Origin of the sequence: Chryseobacterium sp. JUb7 (genome assembly GCF_024806495.1) — a bacterium.
GTDB lineage: Bacteria > Bacteroidota > Bacteroidia > Flavobacteriales > Weeksellaceae > Chryseobacterium.
The window spans coordinates 19,669-33,968 of sequence record NZ_JANUFF010000016.1 but is presented as its reverse complement, the minus strand read 5'-3'; the positions used below and the strand labels follow the sequence as shown (position 1 = coordinate 33,968).

Here is a 14,300-nt window from a genome sequence, read left to right as displayed (position 1 = left end):
AACCAAAAAAATTATAAATACTGGTTGATCAAGCTCTCCAGATATTCCTGTTTTCCGCTTTCTCTGCCAACTTCTCCAAGACTTTCTGCATGAGAAGCAAGATCAGTTAAAGACAATTTTCCGTCTTCAAAATCTTTTCCTTTTCCGGCATCAAAAGAAGAGTATCTGTTGGCTCTGATCTCAGAATATTTTGATTTTTCGAGAATAGTATCTGCAGCAAGGAAGGCTCTTGCAAAATTGTCCATACCGCTGATATGTGCGATAAAGATATCTTCTAAGTCGGTGGAATTTCTTCTGATTTTTGCATCAAAATTTACTCCGCCACCCTGAAAGCCTCCGGCCTGGATAATCACCAGCATGGCTTGAGTCATTTCGTATAAATCAACAGGGAACTGATCTGTATCCCAGCCATTCTGATAGTCTCCACGGTTGGCATCGATGCTTCCTAAAACATTATTGTCTGCAGCAACCTGAAGTTCATGTTCAAAAGTATGCTGAGCAAGTGTGGCGTGATTAACTTCAATATTAAGTTTGAAATCATCCAGCAAATCATATTGACGAAGGAAGTTTAAACAAGTGGCAGCATCGAAATCATATTGATGTTTTGTCGGCTCCATAGGCTTCGGTTCAAGGAAGAAAACACCTTTAAAGCCCTGTGAACGGGCATAATCTTTAGCTAAATGTAAAAATTTCGCCATATGTTCCTGTTCACGTTTCATATTGGTGTTCAGTAAGGACATATAACCTTCACGTCCGCCCCAGAAAACATAATTTTCACCTTCCAATTTAATGGTTGCGTCCAGCGCATTTTTTACCTGCCCGCCTGCATAGGCCAATACATCAAAAGACGGATTGGTAGCGGCTCCATTCATGAATCTTGGATTAGAAAAACAGTTTGAAGTTCCCCACAACAATTTTACACCTGAAGCTGCCTGTTTTTCTTTAGCATAATCTGTGATAAACTCCAGCCTTTTTGTAGATTCAGTGAAATTGTCGGCTTCATCGATTAAATCATAATCATGAAAACAATAATAAGGAACACCTAATTTGGTGAAAAACTCAAAGGCGGCATCCATTTTTTCTGTTGCTTTTTGTTTAGCGTCTGAAGCGGTCAGCCAATCAAAGTTTTGCGTTCCTACACCGAACGGATCTCCACCTGTAGCACAGAAGGTATGCCAGTAAGCAGTTGCAAATTTGAAGTATTCCTTCATGGTTTTCCCACGAACAACTTTATTTTCATCATAAAATTTAAAAGCCAGAGGATTATCTGATTCCCTGCCTTCAAACTGAATTTTTCCTATTCCTTTAAAATACTCTTTGTTGCCTGTTGTAATAGCCATTATATTTTGTTTAATTTAATTTTTAGATAAAACTTAATTCCTATTTTCCTTTAAAAATATTTTTTTAATTAAAAATTGTAATCGATTGCATTTGTTTTAATTAAAAATCTAAATAGTTTTAAAATGTAAGAATTAAACAATTGAAAACCTTTAAATGTAATAATTTTATATAGAATGTGTTAGATTTTTATGGATTTGTAAATATTAATGGTAAGTCTTTTTGTTTGCTGTTTATTCTCAGTATTTTAAGATAACACCTATTCATAAAAATTATGATAAGGAATGAAGTTTACGGATTTTTATATTTTTTTTCTTCCCCGAATCATCTCCTGAGAAGCCAATTTCCTAAAAGATGATTTCGCCAGAGACTTTGCTATTTTTGAAAGGTTACATGAAATTAAAACTTATAGTAAAATGTCAGGAGTCTAACGGCATGTTTAAATTTAGTTCAAAAAATATCTAAGATTTCGATAGTTCGGTAAGCTCACTACAGGCTAAGCTCAATCTGACACCGTTAAATCATACATTTAGTATTAGGTTTGTCAGTCTGAGCCTGTCGAAGACTAGAATTAATATGTATTGAAAATCATTATAATAAAAATATTAGAAAGATTTTTAAACAGGCTCTAAAAATACAGGTTCAAAGATTAAAATTTTTCCCAGAAATTGATCTCGTAAAATGGATTTTGAACAGTAAAGAGGTAATAAAATACTGATCTTAATTATTTTTAATCTACTACATTTCTACATTGCTTAATATGGTAACTATTTTGTTTACAGTATTTTATGTTTGTGTAGTGTATTTGTAGTAATGATTTTTTTACAGAAAGGTTATACTTTTGCCATGTAATTCAACAACATAGATGATTAAATAAAAATATCCCCTCAACCAAGTTCCCAGACTTTTAAATTTAGATGAAAAAAAATTATTACTGAGGGGATATTTTAAAAATTAATTAATTTTCATCCAGATCAATTTATTGTTTTCCAAAGAAATTTCAATCTGATCACCTTCTTTATATTCGCCTGAAACTATTTTTTTTGCTAATGGTCTTCTCAGTTTTCCCCGGATAATACCTTTTAACGGGCGGGCTCCATATCTGATGTCAAAATCCAGAGTTGATAAATATTCTTTAACTTCCTGACTGATAATCAATTCTATAGATAATCCCTTTACCATGTCAAGAAGTTCTTTTTTAAGATGGATTTCAAAAATTTTTAGTGCATTTTCTCTGTTGATAGGGGCAAAAGGAATCGTTTCTGTCAGTCTTCCTAAAAATTCGGGACGGAAAAAGCGACTCATCATTTCCAAAAGTTTTGATGATGGAGGAATATTTCCTTTTTCAAAAGATTCAACAATAAATTCTGACCCAATATTTGAAGTAAATAAAATAATGGCATTAGAAAAATCACCTTCCTTGCCCAGCCTGTCATGAAGTTTTCCTTCGTCCATGATTTGTAAAAAAACATCAAACACAGAAGCATGAGCTTTTTCAATTTCGTCAAATAGAACTATAGAGTAGGGCTTTTGCCTTATTTTATTGACTAAAAGTCCGCCTTCTTCGTAACCTACATATCCCGGAGGAGCTCCGTACAATAATGCGGCGGAATGTTCTTCTTTAAATTCTGACATATCAAATCGGATAATGGCATTTTCATCCTGAAATAGAAACTCAGCTAAAGATTTTGCAAGTTCCGTTTTTCCTGTTCCGGTAGGTCCTAAAAAGAAAAAGGAACCAATGGGCTGCCCTGCTTTATTTAATCCTGACCGGGTTTCCAATACGGCTTCTGATATCACTGAAATGGCATGATCCTGACCAATAACCCTTCTCGCGAGAATATTTTCCATATCGTTAAGCCTTTGTTTTTCTTCCTCTTTCAATTTTCCGACAGGGATATTGGTTTTTTGAGAAATAATTAAAGCAAGATCTAAATCTGTGGTATGAGTCCTTTTTTCTAAGGCAATTTTCTCCACTTTCTCAATTAATTTTCTGCAAAATGCTAAGGTTTCATGGGTATTTTGAAATTGTGGAATTATATTTTCTTCTTTGTGATCATGTGAGGTGCTGAGAAGATGTCCTGTTTTTTCGGTTAAATCTTTAAGTAACCATTTTGCATAGAGATGACGATCATTTTCAGAAAAATGATCGGTATTGTTTTCTAAATGAATAATTTGGGTGATTAATTGATTTTTTTCTTTTAAAAACAATTCTCCTGCGGTTTTTAAAGCTGACATCGTATGGTCGATGAGATCAATGGCTGAGGCAGGAAGACTTTTTTCTTTAAGATATCTTTTTGAAAGACGGATGGCTTCTTTTATGGTAGAATCATCTATCGTTATATTATGATGTTTCTGATAATCTTTCAGAGTCTGCTTTAACATTCTGAAATGAGTTTCATTTTCTGTTTCTTCAATTCTTACCACTTCAAACATTCCTGCAAGACCTTGTTCTTTTTCAATTTTCTTGGTGTAGTCTTCAATCGTTGAAGTGGCAATAATGGTCAATCCGTTGGAAATTTCACTTTTCAGGATATTTACAATTCCGGTATCAGAACCATGACTCCCAAGAAGGGAATGAAATTCCTCAATGATTAACACAGACTTTGGAAAAGACTGAAGTTCTTCAGCGATGTTTTTAATTCTGTCTTCGATTTCTCCTTTATAAGATGCGCCTGCAGTTAAAGCACCCATGTTGAGCTCAAAAATCTGCAATCCATGCATAATATCAGGAAGTTGGTGCAGGATGTTTTTATATACAAAGCCTTCTATCAATGATGTTTTTCCGATACCGTGGTCACCGATGATTAGTACATTTTGCTTGCTGAAGCGACAAAGAATTTCTGTGATTTTACTGATTTCGTTATCTCTTCCTATTAAAGGTTCTTTTTTATTTTTCTTTTGTATCTGTTCGTTTTTATTGATACAGTATTTTTGTATAAAACCCTCGCTGGTCTTTGAAAATGCTGTTGAATTTGCTGATGATCTAGCTTTGTCATCAACTGAATCTATATTTTTTAGTAACTCATTTCGGGTAAACGGAAAAGTTTTCATCTGGTCAAAGCTAAAGGCAACTCCTGGAGAACTAATGGCTGTAATTAATGCAAATAATGAGATTTCCTCTTCGCCTAAAATTTCTCTTACTGAATCTGCTTCAGCAAAGACTTCATCGATAATTTCATCAGGCTCACAAGAATACTGACCGGGAGATTTTGGACATTCTTCAATCCTTACTTCTGCCCATTCTTCAAGATAAAAAACATCAATTCCCAGTGATTCCAGATGTTTTAAAAGCGATAAATCTCTAATGAGCATTGCTTTTAATAAATGGGCTCCTGTAAAATATGAATTAAGATTTTCCCGTCCTATTTTCTGAGCAACGGTTAATGCTCTGGTCACTTCCTGACTATAAGTTATTTCATTCTGATTCATCATTTGTTTGTGCTTTTATAACAGAAACCGGAAAATAAAACTGGTTTCCAATTTCTCAAATTATTATTCTTTAATCCAGATCATCATTTTCTTTACTTTATACTGTACATTAATGTTTTGGATACAGTTTTTAGAATCTTTATTTAAGCGTAGCGCGGTAATTTTAATTTTTTTGCCCATAATACTTTGACAGAACTGTCCGAAAGGCATCAGTTTTTTATCATTAATAACAACAGGAATATCATAATTTCCGCATACATACTCTTTAAAATCATCTTTTGTTTTAGCCTGTGCTGCCACCTGATTTAATAGAAGCTGAAACTGCTCATTAGAAATTTCCGGTGCTTTTTTCTCAGTTATAAGAGAGTCTTTTTTTGACTTTGATTTTGGGGAAACAGGTATGTACTGAAGCATATCTACCAATGGGTCTTTCTGTGCTGCCCCCCTTGGGAGAGAGAAAGCTTCTGCCGGTTTTTCAAATTCGTATGAACTGATGTCTATTTTTTGTTTTGCTTTTATTGTTTTTGGTGCTACATAGATTGTTTTAACGGCAATATGTTCAATGTCACCATTCACAATCAGGGTTATTTTTTTATCACCTACAGATTTAAATTTATAAACAGGTGTTTTTCCCAGTGCATCTGTGCTGGATGTTTCTCCAAAGCTCCATTCCCAGGATTCCCCGCCTTGTTTTTCGGCATTAAACTGTACATTTTCTCCCACTGTTACTACATTAGGGCTCATAATAACAGGAAGATAGCCTGTGTCTTGGCTTATGCTGGAAATAGTGATCATTTTCTCATGGATACAGCTGCCGTTGATTTTTAATTTGACGATATAGTCTCCGGGTTTCCGGTATTTATGGAAAGTGATTTGCCGCTTGTCAACAACCGTACTGTCGCCGAAATCCCATTCCCAGGTTTTGGCTCCTTTTGTGTTATCCTGATAATCCACAACTCTGTTGATGACATATTCATCTGCATGAACAATGAAATTGGCATCGTCACAGTCCACATGTCTAGTAAATTGATACAGTAAAAATAAAACGCTGACGAGGAGGAGTATTCCGAAAGATAAGTAGATTCTATAATCTACATTAGGGAATAATGTTTGATTATTTTTTTTCATTGAAGTTGTTTGTGTTTGCAGCAAATATATTTAGATTTTCAATACAAACAAATTTTTTATCAAAAAAAAGGGATTTATTTTTTGGAGTATTAAAAAAAATTATATATTTGTAGCAAACACACACGATGAAATTCATTACCAACTATTTACACATATTTGTAGTACTCTCATTTTTGGGTTCCTGTGGAGGAAAAAAGTACATTAGAGAGATTCCTTATAACTACTCTTCCGATCAATATACCAAAGAAAAAAATCAGCAAAAAAATCTATCTACTTCTGATTATTTTATTGTAGATGACAATTCTGAAGGATTAAACGATGATACTTTAAGAGTTAAAGAAAAATATTCTATTATCATGGGAGTAATGCCTAAAGATATTAGAGATTATAAGTTGTATGCCTATCTTGATGAATGGATAGGCACTCCTTATAAAAAGCAAATGCTGGAAAAAGGAATAGGGGTAGATGCCTCTTATTTTGTTCAGGCTCTGTATAGTGACGTATATGATGCGACATTTTCGAAAACTCCGGATGGTATCTTCCGATCAAAAGATATTCAGCTTTTTACCGGGAGAGCTTTTCTGCAGGAGGGTGACATTGTATTTTTCAGATATGATAAAGGACATCCGATTTCTGATGTGGGTATTTACCTTCATAATGACAGAATTTTGGCCTGTACATCGACCGGGCTTAATATTTATAATTTCAACGATGAGTATTTCCAGTTGCGATATGTAGCAGCAGGGCGTTTAAAACAAAAATAACGCATCATGAAAAACTTAGAACATCTTACAAAGCAGATCAATGCACTAAAATATGATATCAGGGCTGAGGTTGTTGTGAATGATTTGCTGAAAAATAACGAAATTGATGAAAGCCAATATATCATTCAAAACGATGGGCAATTTTCCCGTGCCTATAGATTTGATATTCTGGAATCTGATGTGACAGATTTTGACTACGACAGCATGCAGATGCTTAAGCTGAGCCTTTCCAGGGACAGTATTTATGATATGCTTCCTGAAAATTTGACTCATCATACCAAAAATGATACTCCCAATAAGGATGTTGAGGTAATGATCGGGGAACATCAGGCACAAAAAAAACAACAGAAAGCGGCAAGAACGTTTTTTCAGCCTTTTGAAAATGAAATGTTCAGCTATGGGGTAAGTGTTGAAAATCTGGAGAATGAATTTTTATTTGAGCTCAATAGCTATCTGGCACCCGAGATGTTTTATGATTTTTGGGGGATCGACAGGGATTTCCCTCCATTGTTGGTTTCAAAATTCATAAGGCTGTTACCATTTGCATATAAAATTGTAGGAAATATTGAAGAGGCCTGCCACATTTTATCTGTTTTATTAGAAGAAGAGGTGAAGGTTACGTACAGAGGTCATCAACAATATGCGGATGAATCCCAGAATATTGAATTGGGTGTGAATAGGCTAGGATTGGACCTGATTGCAGGTAATTCATATGATGATTATTCCAATCACCTTGATCTGCAGATTGGTCCGTTACAGAATTCATTATTTACGGATTATATTCATGACGGAAAAAAGAAAAAATTTGTAGACATGTTTTACGATCATTTTTTTCCCATCGAGGTTGAAATAAAAACCATCATTCTCTTACCAAAAGACAGGCAGGATTTTGAATTTGCAGGTTCTGAAAGCCCGGTATTAGGCTATAATACAAGAATATAAAAACACAAACAAATGACACAAATCAATATCAAAAAATATTTTATTAACCTCCTTGATCCTAAATTGCTGGTAATGCTTGTCATCGTATTGGCATTGTGTGTCCTATTGACCATGATTTTTAATCAGAAAGCTTCGGATCCAAAGCAGACTAAAAGTAAATTTTATACATATTTATTTTCTTTTGCCTTTGTATATGCTATCATTGGACTTCTTGGATATAATAAATTATTTTCAGATGATAATTTGTATGAATTTATTTTTTATCAGCTGAGCTCGCTGGTTATCGGTATTATTCATTGTATTCTTTACCGGAATTTTTTCAACAAATTTGAATCTGCTAAAGTAGGAACGGAATATTTTTTTGCCCTGATCGCGGTATTGTATGCAAGTATTCCTTTCTCAATTATTTATACATTTCTGAACGGTGCTGATTTCGTTTTTCTGATGTTAGGCAATTTTATAGTGTTTTTCATTCCTACATTTCTGAATGATACTTTTAATAAGGCAATGGCGATCCCTCCCAAAATTTACAAAACCTGGCAGTTTCCGGAAGATTATCTTGAGGATAAAGGATTGAGTGAAGCAGAAAGGAAGGATATGGTAGTATTTACTTTCTTAATGGATAAAAATAAAGAAGCTTTAAAATACAGTGTTTACAGAGCAAAAGGTCCTACAAGAGTAGATTTCGGAAGGCTTTTTTACAATTTCGTTCTGGATTATAATGATAAGCATCCTGAAGATGAAATTCAGATTGAAGATGAAAACGGATTATTCAGCTGGGTATTTTTTCTACAGCCTAAATGGTATGAGTCAACAAAATATGTGGATCCCGGATTGACGTTATATATGAACGGAATCGAAGAAAATACAGTGGTATTCTGTATGAGAACAGATCAGGTGATGGATGATGAAAGAGAAAAACCTGAAGTGACAGACTTCGAATACAGTCAGGAGAATGAAAAGAAAAGAATAGCAAAAAAAGAGGAAGAGGCAGAAGCAATAAGCCAAGGATGAGATGAATTTTATCAATGAGTTTACGTAATATCAAAAAGAATGAATCAGAATGTGTTATATAAAAGGCAGGCTTTCCGTAAGGGATATAAAGTCGAGCAGACCATTTTTGAAAATGGTAATGAAAAGATGTATATCGCTTTTGTGATGGAAGTGGAAAAAACTGACTCCTGTCAATATCTGATTGAAAGAAGAGAAATATTGATTAATAATCAGCTTCCAAGCCTTGTGTTAGAACAGGTTTCAGATAAAATAGGAAATCTGTTTTTTCCTCTGAAAGTGGAAACATTTGAAAACGGACATTTAAAACATATAACGAATCTGGAGGAAATCAGAAAGCGCTGGAAAAATTTAAAACCTGAATTTTCATATTATTATAAAGGAGAATATGCTCAGAAATTAATCCAGATTATAGAAAATGAATTAGGATTTAAGAGTAAAATACAAAACAGAATATTAAACAGCTTATTCTATCGTCTTTACTTTTTGCCATTTCAAGATTATATTAATGAAAAAGACCTTTATTTTGACTTGTACTTACCCATTTTTCCATTCAGAAATAAAGTAAAATACAGCATTAAAACAATTGAGAAACCTGAATTGTCAGAAAATGGAAAACTTCATATTGAGATGATAGGAAGCTGTTCAGATTCAAGAAATTTTGAAGAGATAATAAATAGTCAGAAAAAAGTAGAATCAGAAAGATGTGAAAATATCTGTCCCGGAAAAATAGAAAGTACTTATCAACTTAACTTGAAAGACGGCTCAGTTCTCTCAATACATACTGAAATTGTACTACAGAGTGAAGACGGAAAAAATAATCGGAAAATAGTTTTTAAACTGAATCCAATATAAAAAACACAAAATATGATGAAAGAGAAACACTTAGTATGCCAGGGAGCAACATGCAAATGTAAATTTGGTACGGCTCCTGATCGACTGAAGGTGAAAACCCAAAGTAAAAGATACATCAATGATAAAGACGGAAAAGAAAAATTAACGGCTACCGATAAAGAGTTGGGAAAAACCTTTGAGAAAAATACTTTCGGAAGCTGTGCAAAAATGAATCATAATCCTTGTCAGGTTATCGTAACAGAATGGAGCGGATATTATGAAAAAATACTTATTGAAGATAATACAGGAAAAGTTTTATTAGAAGACAGCAAAGCAACCTGTCCGGTTGGAGGAAAAGACTGTATAGAAATTATAAACCATGGTCAAACGGCTGAAATAACATCTCAGAATTTTAAGAATGCAAATCCTGATGCGTTGGTAGAGATCTGCCCGTTCTTGGATTTTAAAGAAATTTCAGAAGATATGGAAATGGAAGAAGAGAATACTGATTACAGGTAATCTTAAACACAAACACAATGAGCAAAAAAGGTATTTCCCAAATTAAAGGTCCAGCCGAGATTCATATCGGAGAGACTGCTTACTATGAAGTGAGCCGGATTTACGACCTCGCAGATAAAAAGAAAGTAGATGGGGCGAGATGGAAGCTCTATGTTTTAGATTTTAAACACCATGAACATTGGCGTGAACTGAAACCTGCGGCTGATGCACCTCCCAAAATGGGACACCGTATTCCACTTACAGTAACCAAACAGTCTTTAGCTGGAAGTGAGCTGATGCTGGAAGCCTATATTTATGAACCGGAAAAGCGCCTTCCTCCAGGATTGAAAATTAAAGTTCTTCCGGCAATAGGAAAAAAATTCAGCCGTGTTGATCTTTTTAAAGTGGACGATACACCTATTAAAGATGATACCATAATGAAGTACGGGCAGACGATAAAAATAAAAGTTTACAGCCAGAATATGCAGGAGGAAATGGTAAAATTAAGTTTGTACGAAGATGATGCACAAGGTGGCGGGGATAATCCAAAGAATAAGAAAAACCTTGTTGCACAGGCTCGTAAAGCTCTCAATAAAAAAGGGTTTTTGTGCCATGAATTTAAACTGAATGCCAATTTTGCTAAAATAGCCAACGCCATGATGGACGGTAGTCACGATAAATTACATGAGTACTATATTGTTGTGGAAACTGCAGAACATAAATCAGTAAGCAAAAATGTAGAGGTACAAAATCCAACGTATGTAAAGGAGCAAACCGTAAGCAGCAGCCATCCGCCTGAAAAAATAAAAGTGATTGAAATCGAAGAGATTTTAGTTAAAGTAAAATTTAAAAAAAAGGTAGCCATAGATCCGGTAAAGGAAAGTAACCAAGTGGTAAAGGTATTTGAGCCTGAGAAGAAGGAGGAAGAACCTGTTTGCGACTGTAAAAAGTATGACTTGATTTGGGGAAATAAAGTTAGTTGTGAGTTTAGAAAGAAGGTGGTTGAAATTTGTGCTGATCTTTGGGGAGAACAAGATAAAATAAGAATGGCAAATAATTTAATGGCAGTTTTTCAATGGGAAAGTGGCGGAACTTTTAAAGCAGATGCTCCGAATCAAGCTAATTCAGGGGGGACAGGATTAATACAATTTATGCCTAATACAGCTTCAAAATTGCTTGGAAAAGAAATTACAATAGAAGTTGTTAAAAATTATTATGGAAAAAAATATAATAAGAAAACTAAACAGAAAGAAGACTGGAATTTAAAAAGAGTTAAAGAGTTTGCTGAAATGACTTCTATTAAGCAATTGGATTATGTAAAAAAGTATTTTGAACCTCTAAGGGGGAAAATTGTAGATTTTATAGATTTTTATCTTCAAGTTTTATTTCCGGCTTCCTCATTACAAGAAGAACATATAGTCTTTGCTTCATCTTTAAACAAATTAACAACAAGAATATCAGAACCTGAAAAAACCAAAAGTTTGAGGGTAAATGCTTATAGTTCGAATAGAGGTTTAGATATAAATAATGATGGGGAAATTTGGAAATCTGAAATCAAGACTAAAGTTCAAGTATATATCACAGAAGGGCTAGTGAATAAGGAAACAAAGTTTGAGTGTAATAATCAAATTGAATCAAAAGAAAATAAAAATACAACTTTGGATTGTAAAACAAATTGTATATGTAATTTAGAAATGATCTCCGTTGTTAATGGATTTATTGATAATTCTCAAATCAATAAACATAGAGTAGACGTTTTAGAACAATCTAGATTTATTGATTCTAAAAAGCTTTCTGGAATTATTTTGCATAGAACTGTTACAAAAACAACTCAGGCAACTATTAATGCATTTAGCAATAAAAGGTTAGGAGTATATTATGGAACACATTTTATAGTAGGAAAAGATGGTGATATAACTCAAACTGCACATTTAGATTATAAAACAAATCATGCAAAAGGATGGAATTCTAAATCTATTGGGATAGAAGTAGTTGGTATGCCAATAGATAAAGATGGAAGTCCAACAATTGATGATAAAAGAATTGTTGGATGGGAAGATTTAACAGAAAAACAAGTAAAGTCAGTAGCTTGTCTTACAAAAGCACTTTTAAAATATTATTCATTAAAATTCGAAGATTTACATTGTCACGAAGATGTTGCAAGTAAAACAAAAGGTGAAGGAGAATACGTATTAAAAGCCATTCAACCATATTTTAAATAAAAAAAATGAAATATATAATTTTTCTTTTGGTGTTTATTAGTTTGCAAGATTGCAAAGGGCAAAATGACAAAAAAATAAAAGAAGCATCAGGTTCAAAACAAATAGAAATAGTAAATGTTAGTAATAGCATATGTGGGGAAAATTCTTCTTCACAAGAGGATTTTTCACAGATCAAACAGTGGAAGTTATCCAGCAAAGATGTTTTGGAAATAGTCAATCAATCTGAAAAAATTAATACGGCAGATTTACATTATGTCTACAGTAATCTTCCATGTGAAATTGAAGCGATTATAAAATTAAATGGGAAAACGAATAAAATAACAATAAACGCAGGTGGATATTATTATTTAAATAATGATGTATATGCTTGTAAAACATCTAAATGTTACAGTTTTTTTCCTAAAGAAGCAAAGGAGGGGAATGATTCTGATGATACGAAAAATGAAACTATTTTAAATTCATCAAATATAGACAGTATTTGGTTTGGAAATTATTCATTATCAATAGATTATGGTAATTTAGATCAATTTTCTGAAATGGCTATTGACTATGATATTGAAATATCTGATAATAAATGCATATTCTCGGGAATGGGGTATCAAACCTCATTTACTGACCAATGTAAGATTGAAGAGAAAGGTAATCAACTTATCTTAAAATATGAGAAAAATATTGAAGGAGATGGTTTCTCAGATCATTCGAAAATAGATACTCTTGCAATTTTAATATTAAAAAATAATAAATATTATATCAAGAGCCCAATCGTTGCTAATAAAAATTGGGATTATAATACAGAGATAATACTCAATAAAAAATGAAACATATAATTTTTCTTTTAATGCTTATCAGTATACAAAATTACAATGGTCAAAATGAGAAAAAGATAAGATTGAGTATTATGATAGAGAATATTTAAATAATAAAAATTTTAAAATAAAACAATTAAAAACACCAAAATGATAGAAAAATTAAACCACTTCCCAGTCAACTGGATCGACGGTATGAAGATCAATAAGACACATTTCAATGCGGTTCAGGATTTTATAAGCGACGTTATCAGAGATTCGGTAGGGATTCATACATCGATGATCAATTATGGATTGTTGCCTGTCAGTGATTCTATAAAAATGAATCTGATTATAGACAATCATAAATTGTTAAGAATAAGAGTGGAGCAGTGCCATGCCATTACCCCGAACGGTTCCAGAATAGATATCGGTGGCGAAACAGGAGACGAAATTTCTCTGTCTCTGCCTTATCCGGAAGCTTCTCATGAAATAAAAGAGAATGAAAGCATGGTACTTTTTGCCTGTCTTTCTGTAAATCATTTTAAAAGAACACCTTCAGGAGAACCGGATCCAGATGAAAATCCGCCAAGATATCCTTTTACACAGCCCGAATATTCACTCAACTTAATTCCGGAATCGGACTTAAAGAATATTTTGGGATTTGGATCTGATTATCTCACGATCGGAAAAATTCTGGTTAATGCCAACGAATCGAAAATTGATGATAATTATATTCCGCCGTCAGTCTATGTTTCAAGTCATAAAAAACTGCAGGAGCTTTATATGGAGATAGACCGTTTTTATGGTCAGATTGAACTGTATTCCGTTCAGATTGCGCAAAAGATATACAGTAAAAAACAAAGTCATGCGTTGGCTGTAATGATGGAGTTGATGACGGATAAAACCTTGAATTATCTGGGAAAAGAAATCAACAGATTTCGATGGATGTCTCCACACACAGAGCCTTCCCAGATGCTTTTATCAGTAGTGGCCTTGGCCAGAACAATTAAGAATTTTATCGATGCCAGATCGGGAGCAGGAAAAGAAGAACTGCTGAATTATTTTGCAGAATGGTGTAATGTAAGTCAGGGAAATTTCGAAATCATTTTCTCTGAAGTGATCAATACGGAGTATAACCATAATCAGATGGATGCCAGTATTGTAAAGATTGTAAGGTTTATGAAAACTCTGGAAGAGCTGTTTTCGGTATTAAGCAGACTGGATTATATCGGTAAAAAACGGGATGGAAGCATCTTTGTTTCTGAAAATACCGATGACAGAGATTCTGTAATTCATGCTAAGCGCAGCCGTACTTTTCTGGCAGATTAAATATTATTTTAAAA

At 33.5% G+C, this 14,300-nt stretch carries 11 protein-coding genes; 8 read left to right on the top strand and 3 right to left on the bottom strand.

The features are described from left to right. Positions 1–11 precede the first annotated feature (11 nt). The 3 genes from xylA to M2373_RS20695 form a co-directional block, all read right to left on the bottom strand. Positions 12–1,340: a xylose isomerase gene (gene xylA / locus M2373_RS20705; protein ID WP_259113166.1), complete on the bottom strand. Its 1,329-nt coding sequence runs from the start codon at positions 1,338–1,340 to the stop codon at positions 12–14. Between the two features lie 952 nt (positions 1,341–2,292). After that, a complete protein-coding gene (locus M2373_RS20700; protein ID WP_259113218.1) occupies positions 2,293–4,770 on the bottom strand; it encodes an AAA family ATPase in 2,478 nt (825 codons plus the stop codon). Positions 4,771–4,833: 63 nt separating this feature from the next. Further along, on the bottom strand, positions 4,834–5,898 hold the full coding sequence (locus M2373_RS20695; RefSeq protein WP_259113165.1) for a PKD domain-containing protein: 1,065 nt from the start codon (positions 5,896–5,898) through the stop codon (positions 4,834–4,836). Between the two features lie 125 nt (positions 5,899–6,023). Between M2373_RS20695 and M2373_RS20690 the strand changes: the two genes are divergently transcribed. The 8 genes from M2373_RS20690 (at position 6,024) to M2373_RS20655 (ending at position 14,286) form a co-directional block, all read left to right on the top strand. After that, complete coding sequence (locus M2373_RS20690) at positions 6,024–6,662, top strand: C40 family peptidase (protein WP_259113164.1); 639 nt, start codon at positions 6,024–6,026, stop codon at positions 6,660–6,662. 6 nt (positions 6,663–6,668) lie between these two features. Beyond that, the gene (locus tag M2373_RS20685; protein WP_259113163.1) at positions 6,669–7,604 is read left to right on the top strand and encodes a type VI secretion system baseplate subunit TssG; all 936 of its coding nucleotides are present in this window, start codon (positions 6,669–6,671) and stop codon (positions 7,602–7,604) included. Between the two features lie 12 nt (positions 7,605–7,616). After that, positions 7,617–8,618, top strand: coding sequence for a TssN family type VI secretion system protein (locus M2373_RS20680; RefSeq protein WP_259113162.1), 1,002 nt, complete (start codon positions 7,617–7,619; stop codon positions 8,616–8,618). A 39-nt stretch (positions 8,619–8,657) separates the two neighbouring features. Continuing rightward, positions 8,658–9,470: a hypothetical protein gene (locus tag M2373_RS20675; protein ID WP_259113161.1), complete on the top strand. Its 813-nt coding sequence runs from the start codon at positions 8,658–8,660 to the stop codon at positions 9,468–9,470. Positions 9,471–9,485: 15 nt separating this feature from the next. Then, the gene (locus tag M2373_RS20670) at positions 9,486–9,968 is read left to right on the top strand and encodes a DUF4280 domain-containing protein (protein ID WP_259113217.1); all 483 of its coding nucleotides are present in this window, start codon (positions 9,486–9,488) and stop codon (positions 9,966–9,968) included. A 17-nt stretch (positions 9,969–9,985) separates the two neighbouring features. Continuing rightward, complete coding sequence (locus M2373_RS20665; protein ID WP_259113160.1) at positions 9,986–12,169, top strand: peptidoglycan recognition family protein; 2,184 nt, start codon at positions 9,986–9,988, stop codon at positions 12,167–12,169. 5 nt (positions 12,170–12,174) lie between these two features. Then, on the top strand, positions 12,175–12,987 hold the full coding sequence (locus M2373_RS20660; RefSeq protein WP_259113159.1) for a DUF5991 domain-containing protein: 813 nt from the start codon (positions 12,175–12,177) through the stop codon (positions 12,985–12,987). Positions 12,988–13,125: 138 nt separating this feature from the next. Further along, entirely contained in the window at positions 13,126–14,286 is a 1,161-nt protein-coding gene (locus M2373_RS20655) for a hypothetical protein (RefSeq protein ID WP_259113158.1), read from the top strand. The last annotated feature ends 14 nt before the right edge of the window (positions 14,287–14,300 follow it).